16 protein-coding genes are annotated in these 25,114 nt (G+C 34.7%); 7 read left to right on the forward strand and 9 right to left on the reverse strand.

Annotated features, from left to right (window positions below; translation table 11 throughout):
- Positions 1 to 32 precede the first annotated feature (32 nt).
- Entirely contained in the window at positions 33 to 2,666 is a 2,634-nt protein-coding gene (locus LPC23_RS10055) for a valine--tRNA ligase (RefSeq protein ID WP_229330003.1), read from the reverse strand.
- Positions 2,667 to 2,878: 212 nt separating this feature from the next.
- On the opposite strand from LPC23_RS10055, the gene LPC23_RS10060 reads away from it, so the two are divergent.
- The 6 genes from LPC23_RS10060 (at position 2,879) to lgt (ending at position 8,558) form a co-directional block, all read left to right on the forward strand.
- Positions 2,879 to 3,262 (forward strand): DUF1573 domain-containing protein, encoded by a 384-nt coding sequence (locus LPC23_RS10060; RefSeq protein ID WP_229330005.1) that lies wholly within the window; start codon positions 2,879 to 2,881, stop codon positions 3,260 to 3,262.
- Between the two features lie 367 nt (positions 3,263 to 3,629).
- Positions 3,630 to 4,835, forward strand: a complete 1,206-nt coding sequence (locus LPC23_RS10065; RefSeq protein WP_229330007.1) for a pyridoxal phosphate-dependent aminotransferase — start codon at positions 3,630 to 3,632, stop codon at positions 4,833 to 4,835.
- Between the two features lie 164 nt (positions 4,836 to 4,999).
- Positions 5,000 to 5,671: a GTP cyclohydrolase I FolE gene (gene folE, locus LPC23_RS10070; protein ID WP_229330009.1), complete on the forward strand. Its 672-nt coding sequence runs from the start codon at positions 5,000 to 5,002 to the stop codon at positions 5,669 to 5,671.
- 154 nt (positions 5,672 to 5,825) lie between these two features.
- Positions 5,826 to 7,304: a cysteine--tRNA ligase gene (cysS, locus tag LPC23_RS10075; RefSeq protein ID WP_229330011.1), complete on the forward strand. Its 1,479-nt coding sequence runs from the start codon at positions 5,826 to 5,828 to the stop codon at positions 7,302 to 7,304.
- A gap of 39 nt (positions 7,305 to 7,343) precedes the next feature.
- Positions 7,344 to 7,592 (forward strand): membrane protein insertion efficiency factor YidD, encoded by a 249-nt coding sequence (yidD, locus tag LPC23_RS10080; RefSeq protein WP_229330013.1) that lies wholly within the window; start codon positions 7,344 to 7,346, stop codon positions 7,590 to 7,592.
- A 42-nt stretch (positions 7,593 to 7,634) separates the two neighbouring features.
- Entirely contained in the window at positions 7,635 to 8,558 is a 924-nt protein-coding gene (gene lgt / locus LPC23_RS10085) for a prolipoprotein diacylglyceryl transferase (protein WP_229330015.1), read from the forward strand.
- 85 nt (positions 8,559 to 8,643) lie between these two features.
- On the opposite strand, the gene LPC23_RS10090 is transcribed toward lgt, so the two are convergent.
- The 8 genes from LPC23_RS10090 to LPC23_RS10125 all read right to left on the reverse strand — a co-directional run bounded on the left by LPC23_RS10090 (position 8,644) and on the right by LPC23_RS10125 (position 24,260).
- Positions 8,644 to 10,752 carry a prolyl oligopeptidase family serine peptidase gene (locus LPC23_RS10090; RefSeq protein WP_229330018.1) on the reverse strand — a complete coding sequence of 703 codons (2,109 nt, stop codon included), beginning with the start codon at positions 10,750 to 10,752 and terminating at the stop codon, positions 8,644 to 8,646.
- Between the two features lie 120 nt (positions 10,753 to 10,872).
- On the reverse strand, positions 10,873 to 13,839 hold the full coding sequence (gene secDF / locus LPC23_RS10095; RefSeq protein WP_229330019.1) for a protein translocase subunit SecDF: 2,967 nt from the start codon (positions 13,837 to 13,839) through the stop codon (positions 10,873 to 10,875).
- Positions 13,840 to 14,063: 224 nt separating this feature from the next.
- The gene (gene mdh, locus LPC23_RS10100; protein ID WP_229325197.1) at positions 14,064 to 14,999 is read right to left on the reverse strand and encodes a malate dehydrogenase; all 936 of its coding nucleotides are present in this window, start codon (positions 14,997 to 14,999) and stop codon (positions 14,064 to 14,066) included.
- 47 nt (positions 15,000 to 15,046) lie between these two features.
- The gene (gyrB, locus tag LPC23_RS10105) at positions 15,047 to 16,990 is read right to left on the reverse strand and encodes a DNA topoisomerase (ATP-hydrolyzing) subunit B (RefSeq protein WP_229330021.1); all 1,944 of its coding nucleotides are present in this window, start codon (positions 16,988 to 16,990) and stop codon (positions 15,047 to 15,049) included.
- A 181-nt stretch (positions 16,991 to 17,171) separates the two neighbouring features.
- On the reverse strand, positions 17,172 to 18,773 hold the full coding sequence (gene asnB, locus LPC23_RS10110; RefSeq protein ID WP_229330023.1) for an asparagine synthase B: 1,602 nt from the start codon (positions 18,771 to 18,773) through the stop codon (positions 17,172 to 17,174).
- Between the two features lie 202 nt (positions 18,774 to 18,975).
- Positions 18,976 to 19,428, reverse strand: coding sequence for a hypothetical protein (locus tag LPC23_RS10115; protein WP_229330024.1), 453 nt, complete (start codon positions 19,426 to 19,428; stop codon positions 18,976 to 18,978).
- Between the two features lie 12 nt (positions 19,429 to 19,440).
- Entirely contained in the window at positions 19,441 to 21,219 is a 1,779-nt protein-coding gene (locus LPC23_RS10120; protein ID WP_229330026.1) for a TonB-dependent receptor, read from the reverse strand.
- Between the two features lie 29 nt (positions 21,220 to 21,248).
- On the reverse strand, positions 21,249 to 24,260 hold the full coding sequence (locus LPC23_RS10125; RefSeq protein WP_229330028.1) for a tetratricopeptide repeat protein: 3,012 nt from the start codon (positions 24,258 to 24,260) through the stop codon (positions 21,249 to 21,251).
- Between the two features lie 169 nt (positions 24,261 to 24,429).
- Here LPC23_RS10125 and LPC23_RS10130 point away from each other — a divergent pair, with 169 nt between their 5' ends.
- Positions 24,430 to 25,113 (forward strand): cell division ATP-binding protein FtsE, encoded by a 684-nt coding sequence (locus LPC23_RS10130; protein WP_229330030.1) that lies wholly within the window; start codon positions 24,430 to 24,432, stop codon positions 25,111 to 25,113.
- The last annotated feature ends 1 nt before the right edge of the window (position 25,114 follow it).

Genomic DNA, 25,114 nt, shown 5'->3' on the forward strand with positions numbered 1-25,114 from the left:
TTTGGAACGGGATTTTTTTATGAATTTATAGATTATTTCAATCCTGCCAAACTTTGTTCAATCGTTGCAATTTTTGCCAAAGCATCTGCTTCTTTCTTGCGTTCCATTTCGATTACTTTATCTGGAGCACCTGCCACAAATTTTTCATTCGATAATTTCCCTTGAACAGATTTCAAGAAACCTTTGGTATAATTTAACTCTTCAGTCAATTTAGCAATTTCTTCTTCTACATTGATATTTCCTGTAATTGGAATAAAGTATTCATTCGATTTCACTCGGAAAGACAAAGCACCATCCACTTTATCGGACACATAATCCAATGCCGTTATGTTACCTAATTTACTTACAACCGAATCAAAATAAGTCGAAGCTTTATCGTTATTCACCACCTTCAACTCAATCGTATCTTTGAACGGAATATTCTTGTCTTTACGAATGGTTCTGATACCTGAAATCACTTCGATAGTGTTATCAAAATCAGCAATCAAACTCGCGTTGAATGACTTCATTGTTGGCCAAGTCGAAACAATTAACGCTTCTTCTTTGGTTCTTTCAGCCAATAACTGCCAAATTTCTTCCGTTAAGAACGGCATGAACGGGTGCAATAATTTCAAGTTGTTTTCCAACATTTCAATGGCTTTCGCCAAAGTAATACTATCAATAGGTTGTTGGTACGCTGGTTTAATCATTTCCAAAAACCAAGAACAGAAATCATCCCAAACCAATTTATAAATACCCATTAAAGCATCTGAAATTCTGTATTTTTCAAAATTATCTTCAATCTCTAAAAGGGTTTGTTGCAATTTAGCTTCATACCATTCAATGGCTACTTTAGACGATTGGGGTTGCGGAATTGTATCTGACACTTCCCAACCTTTAATCAGTTTGAACGCATTCCAAATTTTATTGGTAAAGGCTTTTCCTTGGTTACACAATTCTTCGTCAAACATAATGTCGTTTCCTGCCGAAGCACTCAACAACAAGCCTACACGAACACCATCAGCACCAAATTTTTCAATCAAATCTAAAGGATCAGGAGAATTTCCTAATGATTTAGACATTTTACGTCGTTGTTTGTCGCGAACCAAACCGGTTAAATATACATTTGTAAATGGTTTTTTACCCGTGTATTCATAACCTGCGATAATCATTCGCGCCACCCAGAAAAACAAAATATCTGGTCCGGTCACCAAATCATTCGTTGGATAATAGTAGTTAAAATCTTTGTTTTCAGGATCCATTATTCCTCCAAAAACCGCCATTGGCCAAAGCCAAGAAGAAAACCAAGTATCTAAAGCATCAATGTCTTGAGTTAGGTTATCAGTTGTCAGTTGTTGATTGTTGGTTCGTTGTTTTGCTAGAACCAAAGCGTCTTCTATTGTTTCGGCAACTACAAAATCTTCTTTTCCGTCGCCATAATAATAGGCTGGAATTTGTTGTCCCCACCACAATTGACGGGATATATTCCAATCGCGAATATTGTTTAACCAATGTGCATAGGTATTATCAAAACGTTTTGGATGCAATTTAATTTCGTCATCTTCTAAAACCGCTTTGATGGCTGGTTTTACCAAATCCTCCATTTTCAAGAACCATTGGTCCGACAAACGAGGCTCAATTACTGCTTTAGTACGTTCCGAAGTTCCTACTTTATTCAAGTGTGTTTCGGTTTTAGCTAAAGCACCAACCGTTTCTAATTCTTTGGCAATTGCCTCACGAACAACAAAACGATCTTGTCCTTGGTAATGCAAACCAAAGCTATTTAATGTTGCATCTTCATTGAAAATATCAATAATTTCTAAATTATGTTTTTCGCCTAAGGTCTTGTCGTTCATATCGTGAGCAGGTGTCACTTTCAAACAACCAGTACCAAATTCTACATCTACGTATTCGTCTTCAATAATTGGAATAATTCTACCGCAAATTGGCACAATCGCTTTTTTACCTTTCAAATGAGCAAAACGTTCATCGTTCGGGTTAATACAGATCGCAGTATCTCCAAAAATAGTTTCTGGACGTGTTGTAGCCACCGTCAAGAAATCATTACTTCCTTCAATTTTATAGTTTAGGAAATACAATTTTCCTTGTTGTTCTTCATAAATTACTTCTTCGTCAGACAAGGTCGTTTTTGCTTCTGGATCCCAGTTGACCATACGGTAACCGCGATAAATCAAGCCTTTGTTGTACAAATCCACAAACGAACGAATTACAGATGCCGACATATCGGGATCCATCGTAAATTTAGTGCGTTCCCAATCACAAGAAGCACCCAATTTTTTCAATTGGTCCAAAATCACCCCACCGTATTTGTCGGTCCACTCCCAAGCGTGCGCTAAAAATTCCTCACGCGTCAAATCGTTTTTATTGATTCCTTCGGCTTTTAGTTTGGCAACTACTTTCGCTTCGGTAGCAATAGAAGCATGATCTGTTCCTGGTACCCAACACGCATTGAACCCTTTCAAACGCGCTCTACGAATCAATACATCTTGAATCGTATTGTTCAACATATGTCCCATATGCAACACTCCAGTTACATTAGGTGGCGGAATTACAATCGTGTAAGGCGTTCTGTGGTCAGGTTCTGAATGAAAATAATTATTTTTCATCCAGTAGTCGTACCACTTTTGTTCAATGGTTTTGGCGTCGAATTGTGCAGGAATTGTCATTGTATAGTAAATTCGTTTAATCGTTATGTAGCGTTCATTTAAAGTTTGTGACTTATATATCCAATTCAAAAATAACGCTTTGTATTTTGCCTACATTTTGTGAGACAAACAAGCAACAAAAGTAAATAATTAAGTACACTATAAAAAGCGAAATAAAAATTTGTAGTGTAAATAAAACAAACTAACTTTACTAAACTATTAAATACATTACGATGCAAAAAATTATCGCCCTCCTTTTATTCACCTTGTTTAGCAATATTAGCTTTTCACAATCTGCTAAAATTGAATTTTCAGCCAAAGACAATACTATTGATTATGGTAAAGTGAATAAAACTACCGATTCCGGAATTCGTAGTTTTCAATTCACTAATACTGGTGATGCGCCTTTAGTTATCATAGACGTTCTTTCCACTTCTGGATTTACTATTTCCCAAAAACCCACACAGCCTATTGCTCCTGGACAAAAAGGAAAAATTGAAGTAAAATACAATATGGCTGTAGGGCCTATCCGTAAAACAATAACTGTAGAAACCAATGCTACTAACTATGAAGGAGGCAGGATTGCTTTAAAAATAAAAGGAGAAATTACAGAATAAAATATACTACCCTATTCATATAGAAAACGCCTTTTGACTTCAAAAGGCGTTTTCTATTTTTAGGCTTTAACCACATAGAAGCATAGTTTTAATGCATTGAACAGGATAGAAATAGTGCTATTATCCACATAGCTATGTGAATAGTGAAACATCTATCCCTTTCTTTATAGAAGAATCAATCTATGTTTCTATGTGGTAAAAAAAATGAAATTTGATTTTAATTAAAAATAAGAATTTAAAAAGATTCCATTTTATCAATAAATACCTAAAAATGTAACATTTTTATCTATTTTTATGCGCATTTACAACTAATAATATACAGAAATTACAGAAAAAAAGTGCAAATTTGCAATTCAAGAGTTAACACATGCCGAAACTATCCACCCGAGGAAATTCCATGCCTGAGTCGCCAATTCGAAAATTGGCTCCTTTTGCTGATTTAGCCAAAGAAAAAGGACACAAAGTCTATCATTTAAATATTGGTCAACCTGATATTAAAAGTCCTGAAATAGCCATTAATGCTATCAAAAATATACAACTCGATATTATAGAATACGGTCCTTCTGCTGGTTATGAAAGTTACCGAAAAAAATTAGCCCAATTCTATACCAACCAAAACGTAAACGTAAATACCGAAGATATTTTAATCACTACTGGTGGTTCTGAAGCCTTATTATTTGCTTTAGGAAGTATCATGGACCCTGAAGACGAGTTAATTATTCCTGAGCCATTTTATGCAAATTACAGTGCTTTTGCTGCTGAATCTGCTGCTAAAGTAGTTCCAGTTAATTCGGGATTTGAAACGGGATTTGAATTGCCTTCTATTGCTGATTTTGAAAAATTAATTACACCAAAATCTAAAGCTATTTTGATTTGTAATCCGAACAACCCAACCGGTTATTTGTATTCGGAATCGGAAATTCTACAATTAGGGGAATTAGCAAAAAAACACGATTTGTTTTTAATTGCCGATGAAGTGTACCGCGAATTCATTTACGGGGACGACATCCATTACTCAGTAATGAATTTAAAAGGGGTAGAACAGAACGTTATTATGATTGATTCGGTTTCGAAACGTTATAGTATGTGTGGGGCTCGAATTGGTTGTATGGTAACCAAAAATAAAGACGTAATTGCAGCTGCTATGAAGTTTGCACAAGCGCGACTTTGCCCGCCAACTATTGCTCAAATTGCTTGCGAGGCTGCTATTGACACTCCTAAAAGTTATTTTGATGAAGTGATTTCAGAATACCGTGATCGTAGAGATACGCTTGTATCCGAATTAAATAAAATTGAAGGGGTAAAAGTAAGTACTCCTAAAGCAGCTTTTTATTGCATTGCCGAATTACCCGTGGACAATACGGATGATTTTGCGCAATGGCTATTAGAAAGTTATGACTTGAATGGCGAAACCGTTATGGTAGCCCCAGCTGGTGGATTTTACTCTACACCTGGAATGGGATTGAACCAAGTGCGTATTGCCTACGTATTGAAAAAAGAAGATTTAATTCGTGCTGTAGCGGTGTTGAAAGAAGCGATACCGGCTTATAACGGGAGAAGAAAAGCCCTATAAACAAATTAATTGACTATAAAATATAAACTTAAGCAATACTCAAAAAGTGTTGCTTTTTACTTTTAGTGCAAACAATGATTAAATCCGAAAAGGGCTTCCTTTTTTTGCATATTATTAATTATCTTTACCGCTCAAAATTTATACTATACATAACAGAAGCTTTAATGATAAACAACGAAGAATTTCAAGACGAAATAGGAAACAATCATATTAGTACCAATGCAAAAAACCCAGTAAGGGATGATGCTTTTGCTATTGCTGACGACGAAAAAATCGAACGAATTAAAAAAGACGTTGAAAACATCTTAACTACTTTAGGAATGGATTTAACTGATGACAGCATGAAAGGTACTCCTAACCGAGTGGCTAAAATGTTTGTAAAAGAGATTTTTGCCGGACTGAACCCATCTAAAAAACCTAAAGCTTCCACGTTTGAAAATAATTACAAATATGGTGAAATGCTAGTAGAAAAAAACATTACTGTCTATTCTACTTGTGAGCACCATTTATTGCCTATCATTGGAAGAGCACATGTAGCATACATTTCAAATGGTACCGTTATTGGCTTGTCTAAAATGAACCGAATTGTAGAATATTATGCAAAAAGACCTCAAGTTCAAGAGCGTTTAACAATGCAAATTGTTCAAGAAATGCAAATTGCCTTAGGAACAGAAGATGTAGCTTGTGTAATTGATGCTAAACATTTGTGTGTGAATTCAAGAGGAATTGGTGATATTGAAAGTAGTACTGTAACTTCTGAATTTGGAGGTAAATTCAAAGAAGCCCAAACGAAAAGAGAATTTTTGGATTACATCAAATTAGAAACGAAGTTCTAAATAGTCTATTATACTGTAAACGCCTAGCACTGATAGCAGCGGCATCCTTTTTTAGGTAGCCTGAGGCACTCGAAGGCTACAGAAAAAGATACAGCGGATAGCAGGACACGAGCAAAGCGAACTGACAAAGTAAACAGCTCCTAAAAAAATAAAAATGCCATTATATAAAAGTCAACAACTGAAAATATACAATTCTCTTTCGGGGGAAAAAGAAATCTTTACGCCTATTCATGAAGGAAATGTTGGGATGTATGTTTGCGGCCCTACGGTGTACAGTAATGTGCATTTAGGAAACTTGAGAACTTTTATGTCGTTTGATGTGATTTTTAGGTATTTCCAACATTTGGACTACAAGGTGCGTTATGTGCGCAACATTACCGATGTAGGGCATATTGTGGACGATGTGGATGAAGGCGAAGATAAAATTGCCAAAAAAGCGCGTTTGGAACAATTAGAACCGATGGAAGTAGTGCAACGCTACACCGTGGATTTTCATGAAATTTTAAGTGCTTTTAATTTCTTACCGCCAAGTATTGAACCTACGGCTACGGGGCATATTATTGAACAAATCGAAATCATAAAAAAAATTATTGACACTGGAATTGGTTATGAAGCCAATGGATCGGTATATTTTGATGTTGTAAAATTTAACGAAACGAATCATTACGGGCGTTTGAGTGGCAGAAATATTGAAGATATGTTAGCCAATACCCGTGATTTAGACGGGCAATCGGATAAACGAAATCCGCAAGATTTTGCTTTATGGAAAAAAGCCGAACCACAACATATTATGCGTTGGCCTTCGCCTTGGAGCGATGGTTTTCCGGGTTGGCACCTGGAATGTACAGCAATGAGTACCAAGTATTTGGGAAATCATTTTGATATTCACGGTGGCGGAATGGATTTGAAATTCCCACATCACGAATGTGAAATTGCACAAAATGAAGCTTGTACAGGTCAAACACCTGTGAATTATTGGCTTCATGCCAATATGTTGACGCTGAATGGCAAAAAAATGGCAAAATCGACTGGAAATAATATTTTACCAAGAGAGATTTTGACGGGTGAAAATACGATTTTGAGCAAGGCATTTTCAGCATCAGTGACGCGTTTCTTTATGTTGCAAGCCCATTACAGAAGTATTTTGGATTTCTCAGATGATGCTATTGTAGCAGCTGAAAAAGGATACAAACGTTTGATAGAAGCGATGAGTAGTTTAGAATCGATTACTGCAGCTGCTCAAAGCACATTAAATATTGCCGAGTGGAAGCAATTGTGCTATGATGCCATGAACGACGATTTTAATACGCCTATTTTAATTGCGCAATTGTTTGAAGGCGTTCGTTTTGTGAATGTACTAAAAGAAGGTAAAGAAAGCTTGACTGCCGAAGATTTGAAAACATTTACTACCGCAATGAACGGTTTTGTTTTTGAGGTTTTAGGCTTAGAAGATGAGAAAATAAACGACGGAAACAACGACAAATTAGAGGGTACAGTAAACTTACTTATCGAAATGCGTAAGCAAGCCAGAGAGAATAAAAACTTTGCTTTATCTGACCAAATTAGAGATCAATTATTGGCTTTAGGGATACAATTGAAAGACGGTAAAGAAGGAACCACTTTTAGTTTGTAATCGAATTCCCGTTTTTGCAACTCATTCAAAAATATAATTATGGTATCTAAGATTCTCATTTTTCCTTTTTTGATGTTGGTGCGCTTTTACCAAGTGGCAATTTCTCCGTTTACACCGGCTGCTTGCCGATTTGAACCCACCTGTTCTTCGTATATGCTAGAAGCATTGAAAACACATGGTTTAGTTTACGGCTTATTTTTAGGAACTAAACGCATTCTGAGTTGCCATCCTTGGGGCGGAAGTGGTTATGATCCGGTTCCTCCCAAAAAATGCCATCACAAATTATAAATTCAATTAAAACTTTATTTTTACACTAAATAAATACACAAAATGACACAGACTTTAGCCATTGTTTGGAATCCATCAGAAGGAATTGATTTAGGCTTTTTCATGATTCGCTATTACAGCTTAATGTTTGTAATTGCCTTTGGATTGGGCTGGTACATTATGAAACATATTTTCGTTCGTGAAGGAGAATCTATTGAAAAACTAGATTCATTATTCATCTGGATGGTGCTGGCTACATTAGCTGGTGCTCGTTTAGGACATGTTTTGTTTTACGACTGGGAATACTTCAGAAACAATTTATTAGAAATCTTTTTACCTGTTCGATTTGAGCCTAGTTTTCATTTTACAGGATTTACAGGCTTAGCAAGTCATGGCGCAGCTATCGGAATTATATTAGCGATGTATTTTTACAGCAAAAACATTCTTCAAAGACCACAATTATGGATTTTAGATCGTATAGTTGTTCCAGTAGCGAGTGGGGCAATTTTTGTGCGTTTGGGAAACTTCTTCAACTCAGAAATTATTGGTGAAACAACATCTTCGTCTTTTGGAATTAAATTCATCCGAGATTATTTTAGTCCAAGAGATGCGGTTAATGCTACTCAAATTGCAGACCCTAGCGAAGCGTATAAAGCCATTGCAACCGACCCAAAATTTACCACCCTTTTAGAACAAGTTCCTGCTAAACATCCAACACAATTGTACGAAGCCTTCTGTTATATTTTTGTCTTTGCCATTTTGTTTTTCTTGTATTGGAAAACGGAAGCGCGTAAGAAATCAGGTTACCTATTCGGATTGTTTTTGATATTATTATTTTCTGTTCGAATTGTAGTCGAATCCGTTAAAGAAAGTCAAGGAGGTTTTGAAAGTGCTTTAGGTCTTTTATCAACTGGACAATGGTTGAGTATTCCTTTTATTTTGATTGGAATCTATTTTGTTTTTACATCAAAATCAATGAAAGAGTAACATATATTTATAATCTGCTCTTAATTAATACAAAAAAGGCTGTCCATTATTACGAACAGCCTTTTTTATTATTATAAAGTTACTTTTATTTCATTGGCAATGTTTTCACTCCCATATTATATAAAGTGAAGGCTTGCAAATCAGCTGCTTCTTCAATAGTTTTAGAAACTGGTTTTCCTGCACCGTGACCCGCATTGGTTTCAATTCGGATTAACACTGGATTAACACCTGATTGTTTAGCCTGTAATTCTGCAGCAAATTTAAAACTATGCGCTGGCACTACTCTATCATCGTGATCTCCTGTGGTAACCATTGTTGCAGGATACTTCACTCCTGATTTCACATTATGCACTGGAGAATAGCCTTTGATATACTCAAACATCGCTTTAGAATCGTCAGCAGTTCCATAATCGTAAGCCCAACCAGCACCAGCTGTAAAAGTATGGTAACGCAACATATCCATTACGCCAACAGCGGGTAATGCTACCTTAATTAAATCTGGGCGTTGCGTCATTGTAGCTCCAACCAATAAACCTCCGTTAGAACCCCCTTTAATCGCTAAATAGTCAGATGATGTGTATTTTTCTGCAATTAAATATTCTGCAGCTGCAATGAAATCATCAAAAACGTTTTGCTTTTGCATTTTGGTCCCCGCATCGTGCCATTTTTTACCGTATTCTCCGCCGCCTCTTAAATTGGCTACTGCATAGATTCCGCCCATTTCTAACCAGACCGCATTGGCTATACTAAAAGAAGGAGTTAAACTCACATTGAATCCTCCGTAAGCGTATAAAATAGTTGGATTTTTGGCTGTTAATTCAGTCCCCTTTTTGTAGGTAATAATCATAGGTACTTTAGTTCCATCTTTTGAAGAATAAAACACTTGTTTAGAAATATAATTATCACTGATGAAATCTACTTTTGGTTGCACGTAAATCGAAGACTTTCCTTCAAGAGGCAAAAATTTATAGGTTGTATTTGGAGTTACATAATTGGTAAACGAAAAATACAATGCTTCGTCCTCACTCTTACCGCTAAACCCAGAAGCCGTTCCCAATCCAGGCAATTGGATTTCGCGCACTAATTTTCCATTGTAATCAAATTGTTTAACTACCGAAACGGCATCTTTCATATAATTAGCAAAAATAAATCCTGCACCCGTTGAAGGGGATAATACTTGGTCTGTTTCGGCTATACAGTCTTTCCAATTGGCTGGAGACGGATTAGCAACATCAACAGTAACAACGCGCTTATTTGGCGCTTGAAAATTGGTTACAATAAACAACTTTGAACCTTTACTATCCAAAACGTCTACATCGTACTCAAAACCAGAATGGATCGATTTAATTTCGCTATTGGGTTGAGTTAGATCTTTTAGATATAATTCATTTCCTGAAGTGGAATTAGCAGCTGAAATAAACAAATAATGATTGTCTTCTGAAACAGTACCTCCAACATAGCGTCTTTTCTCTTTGTCGCCAAAAACTAATATATCTTCTGATTGATTAGTCCCTAATTTATGAAAATACAATTTATGTTGGTCAGTCTTTGCTGACAATTCACTTCCTTTCGGTTTATCGTAACTTGAATAATAGACTCCTTCATTTCCTTTCCAAGATAAACCACTGAACTTAACATCTATTAATTTGTCGCCAATGCTTTGCTTAGTTTCTGCATTAATGAAAATTACTTTTCTCCAATCACTTCCTGCCTCAGAAATGGAATAGGCACAAAGCGAACCGTCTTTCGAAAAACTAATATCAGCCAATGAAGTTGTAGCATCTTTGGAAAACGTATTAGGATCCAAAAACAGTTCTTCTTTACCAGAAGCATCTTTTCGATACAGAACGGACTGGTTTTGTAATCCATTATTTTTATAATAGTAGGTGTACTTTCCTTCTTTGAATGGTGCTGAAACCTTTTCATAGTTCCATAATTTTTCCATACGTTGCTTAATCGCATCTCTAAAAGGAATAGTGGCAAGATATCCAAATGTCACTTGATTTTGGGCTTTTACCCAATCAGCCGTTTCAAGAGAACGATCGTCTTCTAACCAACGATAAGGGTCGGATACTTTAGTTTCAAAATAGGAATCAACTTTATCAGTTTTCTTGGTTTGAGGATAATTTATTTGAGCTTGACTAACTGATACAATTGTCGAAGATACTAACATAGTTATAAATACTTTTTTCATTTTTTGAGAATTAGTTTTATCAAAAATAATCAATTTTTGCATTCCAAATTAAATTGATAAAAAAAGGGGATTCAACATTTGTCGAATCCCCCTTATAATTTATAGAACAATTATTTATGCTTATTTATGATTTTTTTCAATTTGGTTTTTCTCTTCTCTAGAAATTGTATCTACTAAAACAGGAGTTGCAATAAATAGTGAAGAATAAGTTCCAACAAAAATACCTATTAACATCGCAAAGATAAATCCTCTAATTGATTCTCCTCCAAATATGAACATCGTCAATAATACAATAATCATTAATAATGAAGTATTTAATGTTCTAGATAAAGTAGTGTTAATAGAAGCATTAACGATTTCTTCAAAAGTACCTTTACGTTTACCTAAAATAAACTCTCTAATTCTATCAAATACAATTACAGTATCATTCATAGAGTACCCAATTACAGTAAGAATAGCTGCAATAAAATGTTGGTCCATTTCCATATGGAAAGGCATAAACTTATAACATAAAGAGTAAATTCCTAAAACAAAAATTACGTCGTGCGCTACTGCAGCAATTGCTCCCAATGAATACTGCCACTTACGGAAAGAGATCATCAAGTATAAGAATATAACTGCCATTGCACCAATTACGGCCCAATACGAATTTGTTTTGATATCTTCAGAAATAGAAGCACCTACCTTAGAAGCTTGTAAAACTCCTACTTTTTTTCCATCGTATGAATTAATGAATTGATCGTAAGTAATACCATTATAGTATTTTTTCAATCCAGCATACAATTTCTCGTTTACTTCTTTATCTACATCAAGACCTTCTTCAGTAATTTTATATTTGGTAGTCAATTTCAATTGATTATCAGATCCGAAAATCTTAGCCTCGACTGTTGTTCCAAACTCTTTTGATAATTCTTCTGCTACTACAGAAGCATCAATTGGTTTTTCAAATTTAACTTGGAATGTTCTACCTCCAACAAAATCAGTTCCTTGATCCAATCCATTCACAAAGAAAATTGAAATTAAACTTACAATAACAACGATAGATGAAATAACATAAGTTACTTTCTTAATACGTATGTAGTCAAAGTTAAAATTGGTAAACCAATTTTTTGTGATAGAAGTTGAAAACGTTAAATTATTTACAGTACTAACATTTCTATCAATAAAAATTCTAGCAATAAAAATCGAAGTAAATAATGAAGTTACAATACCAATTAATAAAGTTAAGGCAAAACCTTTAATCAATCCTGTTCCAAAAATAAATAAGATCGCTCCAGTTAAAATGTGAGTAACGTTAGCATCAATTATTGATCTCATAGCACCTTTCCATCCATAAGAAGCAATTACTGTATCCGTTAATGATTTTCCTTCTCGCAATTCTTCTTTGGCTCTTTCGTATATGATGATATTTGCATCAACCGCAGTACCTAATGTTAAAACGATACCCGCAATACCTGGCAAGGTCAAAACAAAACCAAAACTAGCCATAATTCCGAATAAGAATAACAAGTTTAAGAACAAAGCTAAATTAGCATACCAACCTGCTCTACCGTAATAAAACACCATCCAAAAGCAAACTAATATAAATCCAACAATAGAGGATGTTGTACCCGCATCAATAGCTGCTTGTCCTAAAGATGGTCCAACCACTTCAGATTGAATGATATCTGCAGAAGCTGGTAATTTACCTGCTTTTAAAACATTAGCTAAATCTTTTGTTTCAGTAACATCAAAATCACCCGAAATTTCTGATCTTCCTCCTGCAATTGGTCCGCTAGAAACTCCTGGAGCAGAATATACAACGTTATCCAAAACAATAGCAATATTGCTTTTTTGAGTGTAAGCTCTACCTGTTAATTCTTCCCAAGCTTTTGCTCCTTTACCATTCATTTGCATGGAAACGGCTGGTTTTCCAAGTTGGTCAAAAGTATCACTTGCATCAGTTACTACACCACCACTCATTGCAGCAATGTTATCTCTATTTCCTTTTAAAGCATACAATTCAACCGCATCAATTTCTTTTGATTTTGCATCCTTAATTTTAGTTGGTTTTCCCCAAACAAATTTAGCATAACGTTGGTCACCTGCTAATAAAATTCTAATATCAGCTCTTCTCAAATACTCACCAACAGTAGCGGTATCTTTTGGAGCAAATAATCCTAAAACTGGTCCACCACCTTGTGCAATAATTTTATCTAATAAAGGATTGTTTCCTTTTTTAGTAGCATCAGCATCTTTAGTATCAGCCAATAAAGCACTTAATGAATCCTTAACCACTTTTTGAGGAGCCGTTTTGTTGATTTCGGTTTTCTTCAATGACTCATTTGCAGCCATTAAAAAGTTTCCAATTTCTTCAATTTTATAGGTTTCCCAAAACTCTAATTGAGCAGTACTTTGTAATAATTTTTTAATTCTATCAACATCTTTAGCACCTGGCAATTCAACTAAGATTCTTCCAGACTCTCCTAACTTTTGAATATTAGGTTGTGTTACTCCGAATTTGTCTATACGTTTTCTTAATACTCCAAAAGCACTTTCAACAGATTCATCAACTTTTCTTTTGATTACCTTTTTTACTTGAGCATCCGTCATTTGGAAATCTACTCCACCCTCACCTTGTAAATTTCTGTTAGCAAAAATATCAGGAGAAGCTAATTTTACGGTTCCATTTGAGTTAGCTTCAAAAGCTTCAAAAAAAGCATCAATATAGGTTTGATTCCCTTTTTGATTAGCCGTAGCATCATCTAACGATTTATTGAAAACTGGGTTTTTAGAATAATTAGATAAACCTTTCAAAATGTCTTTAACAGAAACCTGAAGAATCACGTTGATTCCTCCTTCTAAGTCAAGACCTTTATTGATTTGCTTATCTTTTACCTCGTTATAAGTAAAATCAGAAAATCCAAGATTTAATACTTTTTCTTTACCAATCGAATCCAAATATTTTAACTCTTTTTCAGGATTTCCACCTGCAAAAGCTTTAGCATCGCTAGCTACTGAGTTAGCTATGAAAGTGAAAGAAAGTTGGTAAATACTTACCAATGCAAATAGAATTGCGAAAAATTTAATGAGGCCTTTATTCTGCATTATTACTAAAAATTAATTAATCTTTTATATTTATTTTTCCTTAAATCGCTGTAATACAACGATTAAAACTTAAATCAAAGTGAATATATCACTCCAAATCTAAGTAATCATTTTTTTAAACCGAGCAAATATATAATTTAAGGTTAAGATTAACCAATTTATTTGTCAATTAATCTCAAAAAAAAGACTGCAAAAACGCAGTCTTTTTAAATTATATTACAATTTTATGCTAAAACTGATTTTAAATCAGCATTCATATTTCTTACTGCATCTGCACTTTTAGCAAATAAAGCTTTCTCTGAATCATTTAAAGTGATGTCTAAAATTTCTTCCACACCATTTTTACCGATAATACAAGGTACTCCAATACAAATATCATTTTGTCCATATTCTCCTTCTAAGAAAACAGAACAAGCGATCATTTTCTTTTGATCATTCAAAATACTATCTACTAAATAAGCCACTGAAGCACCTGGAGCATACCAAGCTGAAGTTCCCAAAAGACCAGTCAAAGTAGCACCTCCTACCATAGTAGATGCAGCCACTTTATCTAATTCTTCTTGAGAAAGAAATTCAGAAACTGGAATACCATTATAAGAAGCTAAACGAGTCAACGGAATCATAGTAGTATCACCGTGACCACCAATAACCATGGCAGAAACATCGTTTGATGGCTTGTCTAAAGCTTGAGATAAATAATATCTAAAACGAGAGCTATCTAAAGCGCCTCCCATACCGATTATTCTGTTTTTTGGTAAACCAGTTGATTTCAATGCTAAATAAGTCATTGTATCCATAGGATTAGAAACTACCACTACAATTGTGTTTGGAGAATGAACCAATACATTTTCAGCAACTGTTTTTACAATTCCTGCATTAATACCTATTAATTCTTCACGTGTCATCCCTGGTTTTCTTGGAATTCCAGAAGTAATAACAACAACGTCGCTATTTGCAGTTTTAGAGTAATCATTTGTTACTCCGGTTACTTTAGTATTAAATCCTGTATTCGTAGCACATTGCATAATATCCATAGCCTTACCTTCAGCAAAACCTTCTTTAATATCTAATAATACTACTTCACTTGCAATACCTCTATACGAGATTACGTCAGCACAGGTTGCTCCTACATTTCCTGCTCCTACAATTGTAACTTTCATGTTTTTTTATTTAATAATTATATAATAACTGTTTTTAATATGGTTTGTTACGCATCAATTTTAGCGTACACCGCATTTTTCTCAATAAATTCTCTTCTTGGCGGTACTTCATCTCCCATCAACATAGAGAAAACTCTATCGGCTTCTACCATATTTTCAATGGTAACTTGACGTAAAGTTCTAAAACTCGGATCCATTGTAGTTTCCCACAATTGCTCTGCATTCATCTCTCCAAGACCTTTATAACGTTGAATAGCAGCACTACCTCCCATTCTTTCGTTAGCTAAATCACGTTGATCTTCTGTCCAAGCATACTCTTTTTTGTTTCCTTTCTTCACCAAGTACAAAGGAGGTGCAGCAATATATACGTGACCTCTTTCAATCAATTCTCTCATGAAACGGAAAAAGAACGTTAATATTAAGGTAGCAATGTGACTTCCATCGACATCGGCATCACACATAATAATTACTTTGTGGTAACGTAATTTTTCAATATTCAATGCTTTACTATCTTCTGCCGTACCAACAGTTACCCCAAGAGCCGTGAAGATATTTCGAATCTCTTCGCTTTCAAAAACTTTGTGATGCATCGCTTTTTCCACGTTCAAAATCTTACCACGCAAAGGCAAAATCGCTTGGAAATTTCTATCACGCCCTTGTTTTGCAGTTCCACCTGCCGAATCTCCCTCGACAAGGTAAACTTCGCATTTTTCTGGATCTTGTTCAGAACAATCTGATAATTTTCCTGGTAATCCACCACCACCCATAACGGTTTTACGTTGTACCATCTCACGTGCTTTTTTTGCAGCGTGACGGGCTTGGGCAGCCAAAATAACTTTCTGAATAATGATACGAGCATCATTTGGATTTTCTTCCAAATAATTCTCTAACATTTCTCCAACAGCTTGACTCACTGGAGAAACTACTTCTCTATTCCCTAATTTAGTTTTCGTTTGTCCTTCGAACTGAGGCTCTGATACTTTAACCGAAATAATAGCGGTAAGTCCCTCACGGAAATCATCACCAGCAATTTCGAATTTTAATTTATCTAACATCCCAGAAGCATCAGCATATTTCTTAAGCGTTCTTGTCAAACCACTTCTAAAACCTTGTAAATGCGTCCCTCCTTCGTGTGTGTTAATGTTATTTACATACGAAAAGATATTCTCAGAATAACTTGTATTGTAAATCAAGGCTACCTCAACAGGAATTTCACCTTTTTCGTGATCCATAGAAATTACGTGCGCAATAATTGGCTCACGGTTTCCATCTAAATAACGAATGTATTCTTTCAATCCTTCAGTAGAATGGAACACTTCTGAAAGGAAGTTTCCGTCTTTATCTACTTCTCTTTTATCTGTAAAAGTGATTTTTATTCCTTTATTCAAGAAAGACAATTCACGCATACGCGCTGACAATGTCTCATATGAATACTCTGTAGTTTGCGTAAAAATAGTTGGATCTGGATAAAAAGTAACAATTGTTCCTCTTTTAGTAGTATCTCCAATTTGTTTTACTGGATACAAAGCTTTACCACGTTCGTATTCTTGCTCGTAGATTTTTCCGTCACTACTATGAACCGTAGCTCTTAAGTGAGATGATAATGCATTAACACATGATACCCCTACACCGTGCAAACCCCCTGAAACTTTATACGAATCTTTATCAAATTTTCCTCCGGCACCAATTTTAGTCATTACAACCTCTAAAGCGGAAACACCTTCTTTTTTATGAATTCCTACCGGAATACCTCGACCATTATCTTCAACAGAAATCGATCCATCTTCATTGATAGCAACACTAATGGTATCACAATGACCTCCCATTGCCTCATCAATAGAGTTATCTACTACTTCATACACTAAATGATGCAACCCTCGCACTCCTACATCTCCAATATACATCGAAGGACGCATTCTTACGTGCTCCATTCCTTCTAATGCCTGAATACTATCCGCTGAATAATTATTCTTGTTAATTTCCTCACTCATATTTTTATTCTAAAATGTAAAATTGTATAACGAGCAAATATATAAAAACAGGGGGTATTTGAGAAAGAAAATCCCTTTTATAAATGTTAAGTTATCAACATTTGTTTATATTTTTTGACAAAAAAAGACGTTTCTATGAAGAGAAACGTCTTTTTCCAACATTAATAAAACTAATCTAAAATTACAATGCTATTGCAACATCGGCTTGAACGTGAGCTGCATTGGCTCTACCACTCGGATCTTGATTTTCTTGCCATTTTGGAATCCATTTTCTAACGGTTTGTGCTGCGCTTACTTGTGGATAGTATTTATGAAAAATGGATCTGTAGAAATAGGCTTCTTTAGTCGTAGGCGTGTTATAAGGAAACTCAGATTCAGCTCCAGCTAATTGATCGGCAGTAACTTGAGAAGAGCAATACTCAATCAATTGATCAATCCAGTTGTACCCAACACCATCCGAGAACTGCTCTTTCTGTCTCCACAATACCTCATCTGGCAAATACGGATTGTCTGGAGTATCAAATGCTTTTCTTAAAATGTATTTTTCTTTTCCATCATACGTTTTCGGCATTTTTTCTTCCGGTTTGATACGAACAGCCATATCTAAGAATGCTTTGTCTAAGAACGGAACTCTCGCCTCTAAACCGTGAGCCATAGTTGATTTATCTGCCCTTAATAAGTCGGCAGTAAATAATTTCTGCACTCTTTCAATGGTTTCTTTTTGGAAATCTTCAACCGTTGGTGCGTTTCTAAAATACAAATACCCACCAAAAATCTCATCAGCACCTTCTCCTGAAAGTACTACTTTGATTCCCATATCAGTAATTGCTTTTGACAAGAAATACATTGGTGTACTCGCACGAATTGACGTCACATCATAAGTTTCCAAATGCCAAATCAATTTATCTAAAATTTCAATTCCTTGTTCAATGGTAAAGTGTACTTCGTGGTGTTCTGTACCTAAAAATTCAGCTACTTTTTTTGCCGCTTTAGCATCAGGAGCATCAGCGTCTAAACCAATTGAAAACGAATGTAGTTTTTTACCACTTTCTTTCAATAATCGTGAAGCGATTGAAGAAGTTAAAGACGAATCTAAACCGCCTGAAAGCAACACCCCAATTGGCACATCACTCATTAAACGTTTGCGAGTCGCCTCAGTCAAGGTTTCTCTAATCAAATCCAAATCTAAATCTTGATCTGCTCTAGTGTAATCTTCATAAACAGGTTGGTAGTACTTTACAAAACCAGTATTTGGAGTGTAATAATGCCCTGGAGGAAAAGTGGAAAACGTTTTACATTGGTCAGCAATAGGTTTCATTTCAGAAGCAAAATAGATTCTTCCTCTGTCGTCTAAACCGTAATACAATGGCTTAACTCCCATTGGATCTCTACCTGCAATAAAATCATCTCCGTCAACTACAACAAATGCCCAATCTCCATCCAACATTTGACAAAAATCATAACCAAATTCTTCGTACAAATGCACAATTACCTCTGAATCGGATTTAGTTCTAAAAGTATGTCCATTCAAAACTCCATCTCTTAATGCTTGGTGATTGTACACTTCTCCATTATGCACCATCCAAGCTGTAGAAGTTCCTTGAATGGGTTGGCGCCCTGAATGCAAGTCAATGATTGACAAACGTTCGTGACTTAAAATATGCCCATTCTCTGTTATATGAATATCACTTTCATCTGGACCACGATGGGTCATTCTTTTTGAAAGTTCTCTCACTAATTGTTCATCTTTTCCTTTTCCTATGATGGCTAATATTCCGCACATAATCTTACAATTTACTTTGTGTTATTTTGATACGGCAAAGATGGGCTAAAAGTTACGATTGAAAAACATAAACTTAAAATTAACTTACAAATAAAAACCTAAAATTAGTTTTTATATTTAAAATGTAATTAAAATGAAGTGAAATATAAATTTTAAGTTACATTTTATAATTTCAAGCGATAAAATCTACAAAAAGTGTAGTTTATTCAACACTTTCAACCAAATAGCGTGTACCATTAATCTCAAAAGTAAAACCAACTTTATTTCCCATCAACTTAGCGCCAAGTGGCGATTGTGGCGACAAAGCAATGACGTTAATTCCCTCGATACTTACTTTTGGCAAAGCAGTGCTTAAGTACAGAAAAATCCCTTTTGCTTTAACCAAGCTTCCTAAAGCAATCGTGTCCAAAACTTTTAAAGGATCGATTTTATCTAAAATGGCTTTTTGAGCCAAGACCTCGCTCAGTTTGTGGTTTAGTTTTTCTTGTTCGATATGCATCATCGACAAAGCCGTTTCGTGCTTATCGCCTGCTGAACCTTTGGCATCGTTTTTAGAATCTTCAGTCAAAGCAGCAATCATATCCCGAAAGACATCTATTCGATCCTGAACTAATTGCAAATAATAAACGTGTGCTTTTTGTTTGAAAGTACTCAAAGAAACGCTCAATTAAAAATCAAACTTATAATTAGCCCCTAATATTATTTGAAATCCTTGAACTGGATAGTTCAACCATTTTTGGTAGGATTGATTCGCAATATTATTGGCTTTTAAAAAACCAGTCAATCGCGCGCTGTGTTTGTAACTTAAATGAGCATTCAAATCTACAAACGATTTTAAGGTAGTTGGAGCGTTATTATAAACTGGCGGGTAAATTTGTATATAAGCCATATCTCTATTTATTTGTAAATCTTTTCGTGAACCTACAAAAAATACATCTGCCCCAGCATACCATTTTGAATTAATAGTATAATCTACATTCGCATTCAATTGTATAGCAGGTAAATTCCACGCCTCTTTCTGTGATTCTGTATTGTAAAAAGCGATTGTCCCATTGGCTCCAAAACGCAATGCCTCAGACAGATCTGCTTTTATTTCTCCAAAAAGGCGCGCTGTTTTAACTCGATCAAAAACAACTTGAAGTGAGTTTCCAAAAGCATACGGCTGGTTAGTCAATTCAGCTGAGAAATCATTGCTTTTAAACAAGGCTTTATTTTTTTCATTGCTGAATGAACCTCTAATATTGTAGCTAATTGTAGCTGCCAATTTACCTTTTAAACCAGCAAAAACATCATATTTTCTGTCTGTTGGACTTATAATAGAAGTTGGCGATAGAAACGGATTTTGATCTACAAAATTCAAATACGAGTTTTGGTCCAAGCCACCTTCTGCTCCAGCATAAAAAATCATTAAATCACCCACTACTTTGTGTGAGGCTGAAACTTGCGGATAGAAGTACATCTTATTTGTACTGCTTTTTCCGCCTAAACTATAATACATTCCCACACCCAAACGCATAGTCCAATCGTCTTTCTCTAATTCATAACTAGGCGAAATTCCGAAATTGGTGAAACGATATTCAATAGGATTCAAATTGGTTTTTGTATAATTTTCATCCAATTGACCGCCTAAATAATCTACGATAGCATTTAACTTGATTTCTTTGCCAAAAGCGTTGAATTTAAATGAAGGTTTGGCATAGAATCGATTTTCTGACGAACCAAAAGCATCTGAAAAATGAGCAAATCTGAAGCTTGCCGCTTCCAAAATACTTTCGTTAAACTCAATTTTAGAGTCCAAAGCAATCGTATTATAAACCTGTCTAGGATCAATCGAGTTAATCAAACTAGTCTTTATTGTAGGCGAAATCAAATTCATAAAAGCCGTTGGTAATCCATACCAATTATAGATTTGATTTTGGTACCCTAAATTCACATTCCAAGACAACTCTTTAGCCTCTGCTCCATAGGTTAGATCCAAAGAAGTATCATAAAATGCATTATCTAAATCCACTCCTTTAATTCCGCCTTGAGAAGACAAATGGCGAAACATACCCGCCACATATTCCTCTGAATTTAAATCTTGAGTAACAAATAACTCGGCATTTATGGTTCCATAATTACCAGCTCCCAATGTTGCATAACTTTTATAAAAACGTCCTAATTCTTCTTTTTCGACACTTTCAGCACCACCCTTCGAAGGAGTAAAAGTAGATGCCACTGGAAAAGAAAAAATACTATACTTTACAGTCTCTTTAACCGAGTTAACTTCGTCATTCAAAGAAGGTGTCTCTTTAATTTTAAAAGCATCAGAAATTGTTGGAGTATATGATTTTACCACATTAACTTCTTCAGTTCTTATTTTTTCGTTTTTTTTCTGTGCTATGCCAAATTGAACAAATAATAAAGCAAAAGAATAAAAGACTGTATTTTGAAAAATTTTTATCATAATGAGTTGGATATTATATAATGAAATAGCTATTCTTTAATTATAGATGAATTTGTTTTTGACTCCTCTACTTTAATAGTATCTAAATCTGCTTGCGCTTTAGACACAATTTCAGGATATTCAGAAAAATTTTTAATAATGGTTTCCAATATGAATGTAGCCTGATAACTGTCTTTCAAAGCATAAAAATTGGACGCCATTAACAACAAACCTTTGGCACCATACCATTTATAATCAGAATAATTTTTAGCTAATTGTTGCACTGATGCATTCGATTCTTCATAATTAGCCGCTTTATTTTTGAAATAAGCCTCATAATACAAGGCCTCTGCTCCTAACTCTCCTTGAGATGAAATCAATTTTTCATAACCTGCCTTAGCTTTGGCTTCATCACCAGTCTCCATTGCGGATCGAGCCACTACAATTTGCGCATCATTTTTTACATCAACTTCAATTTTAGGATTATCCAACACTTTTTCTGCATACACAACAGCATTAGCATAGTCTTTTTTATCGTAATACAATTTCATCAAATTTGCTTGCGCAAATGTTTTGTTGGATAGCAAATCCGCTTCGTTCTCAATTCGAGTTAAAACTACTATTGCCTTATCAACCTCCTTTGATTTCAATACAATTTGAGCCAAACGCACCAATGAAGGCTCAGTAAATTCATTTCGAGGCTCTGCAATAACATAATCATAATTAGTTGCAGCTTTTTCCTCTAAACCAGTTGCATAACGCAATTGCCCCAAATAAAAGTGCGCTTGTAAAGCATGAATTCCTTTTGGAAAAACAGTTAAATAGGAAGCGAAACCACTAATCGCTTCAGAAGTATTACTTTGTTGGTATTGCTTTTCTGCAGACTCGTAGGTATCATTATCCAAATCGGCATCAGTTACAGCAACAAAATCTAATGTTCTTACCCAAGCAGCATATTCATCTACTTTGCCATTTTCTACATAAATCAAACGGGCAGTTGATACCGCCTCTAATGCTTCGGAAGATTTAGGAAAATCAGCTACTACCTTTTTAAATTTCGCCAGTGCCTTTTCATCTTTTTCTGCATTGTAATACACTAGACCTTGTCTTAATATTGATTTTGAAACAAACGAACCGTTTCCATATTCTACGATTAATTGGTCATAGGTTTTTATTGCTTGATCATCTTTGTTTAAAGTGACATACGTATTTCCTAATTCAAATAAAGCATCATCGCGGTATTCTGATTTTGGATACTGCTCTAAAAACGAAACTAGACTTTCGATTTTTTTATCATTCTTTCCAATGAAACCAAAAGACAAACTTCGCTGGTAAAGCGCATAATCCGCATTCACACTTTTTTGCTCAATTACTTTGGCATAAGCCTCCATAGCCGAACCGTATTTAGATGTTACAAAGCGGCAATCAGCAAGGCGTAAATAGGCATCATTCAAACGTACTTTGTCTGTGCCTTTGTCAATTTGTTTTTGAAAATAATTTCCTGCCTGATCGTACTCTTTCATTTTAAAATACGCATAAGCAATATTGTAATTGCAATTGCTGAACTCAGGAGTTGTTGTTGCTTCGCTATAAGTAAGAAACTGTTTGAATGACAACAAGGCATTTTTAAAATCATCTAATACAAATTGGGTTTCTCCTTTCCAAAACGTAGCTCTAGCAGTTATAAAAGCGTCTTTTTGTTGACCAATCGCTTTTTCAAACTGTTGTAAAGCTAGTTGATACTCGCCATCTGTAAAAGATTGCAATCCACTGTAGAAAAGAACTTTTTGATAGGCCAATTTATTCTCTTGACTCTCATTTTTTTCCAAAATAAGCAACGCTCCTTTGTAGTTTTTTGAAGAAATATAAGAATCAACTAGCAATTTTCGGATGGAAGATGCGCTTGAACTTTGAGGAAACTGTTCTAAATAAGAAAGTAAAATTTTAGGAACACTCTCATACGAATTTCCAATTTCGTAACTCAATTTCGCATAATTCAAACTCGATTCTTCTTTTAATGAATTATCAAAATCCATTTCAGAAGCATTTTTAAAAGCATTTAGCGCTTCTTGTTTCTTATTTAAACTCAAATAACTTTGTCCTAAATGGTAAAAGCCGTTTTGCGCAATAAAATCTTTACCGTCAATAATTTTGTTAAACTGAGATACTGCGTTCTGAAACTCTTTTTGCTGATAGTATGCAAATCCCAATTGATAAAAATCAGTATTCGTCCATTTTCCATTTTTACCCTCATACAACTTTAAATAGTCGATTGCTTTGGCATATTCTTTTAAATTAAAATAGCTTTCGCCAATAATCTTATTCAGTTCTGATTGTTCTTCAACAGAAGATTTTGGTAGTGCTGTAATTCCTAAATCAATAGCCTTTTGAAAGTTTCCTGACTTAAAATTCATATCTGATTGGTAATAGGACATTCGTTCCTTGTATTTTCCCTCATTGGATACTGCATCAAAATACTTGGTAGCTTGTTTATAATCATCACCCTCATAAGCCATAAAACCCAAATAATATTTGGCTTGCGATCCATAATTTTCACTTTCTACAACTTTATTAAAATAAGTCGTAGCCTCTTTTTTGTTCTTGGTAATAAAAAAACTATATGCTTTTTGAAAATTGTATTTCTCGCTTTCGCTAACGGACAAATACATTTCATCTACTTGATCGTACCAAGTCAATGCTTTTTCATAATTCTCTTGTTGAAAATAAAAATGCCCAATTTCTAAATAAGACGTATTTTTCTTGGTACTCGTTGGATAATTATTTATAAATCGCTCCATCAAAACACCTGCATTGGGTTGTCTTTCGCGAATCGCACATATTGCCGTGTAATACATTAAATCAGATTGTAACTCTGGATGGAGTGAACTGGAATTTAAGCGATCAAATACCAATTTAGCATTCCCAAATTGCCCCGCATTGAAAAGAGAAACCGCAGTTTCATACTCTTTTATATTGGAATTGTATATGGATGACTTTTGAGCTGAAACCGAAAAAGTTCCACAAAAAAATAGGGTGAATAAAATCCCAGAAAGTATACGCATTGTGATTTTTGTTTAAAATTCAAATGTATCGTTTTATACCCTTTATAACGAACAGCTATCCGTTTTTATTATGAACAAATGTTTTAACAAAAAAATAAAAAAAATTAGGGTTTGATACTTGAAATTTGGCAATTGATAATTACTTTTACCACTTAAACAAATGCAAATTATGTCACAATCCATTTTATCTTTAAGAAACGCTACAATATATCAAGAAGGAAGAATCATTTTATCTGATGTAAACCTTGAAGTAAAGCAAGGCGAATTCATTTATGTAATTGGCAAAACCGGCTCAGGGAAAAGTAGCTTATTGAAGACTTTGTATGCCGATTTGGAACTTAAAGAAGGTGCAGGACATATTGTAGATTTTGATTTGGCTACTTTAAAAGAAGATGATATTCCTTTTTTGAGAAGAAAAATCGGAATTGTTTTTCAAGATTTTAAATTATTACCTGATCGTTCTGTAAAAGACAATATGCTTTTTGTTTTGAAAGCAACAGGTTGGACAGATACTCCTGAAATGCTTCAAAAAATTGATGAAGTATTAGATAAAGTGGGAATGAAAGATTTTGCTACTAAAATGCCGCACCAACTTTCAGGCGGAGAACAACAACGTGTAGCTATTGCAAGAGCCTTATTAAATGACCCCGAATTAATTTTAGCCGATGAACCAACAGGTAACTTGGATCCACAAACCAGTGCTGAAGTTTTAGAAGTACTTCGTAAAATTAATGAGAATGGAAAAACAGTATTAATGTCAACTCACGATTACGCATTATTAGTTAAATTCCCATTTAAAACGTTGAAATGTGAAGATGCTAAAATTTTTGAAGTAGTTCAAAAAACAGCATAAT

The sequence above is a fragment of the Flavobacterium ammonificans genome, from assembly GCF_020885975.1.
In the GTDB taxonomy this organism is placed as follows: domain Bacteria; phylum Bacteroidota; class Bacteroidia; order Flavobacteriales; family Flavobacteriaceae; genus Flavobacterium; species Flavobacterium ammonificans.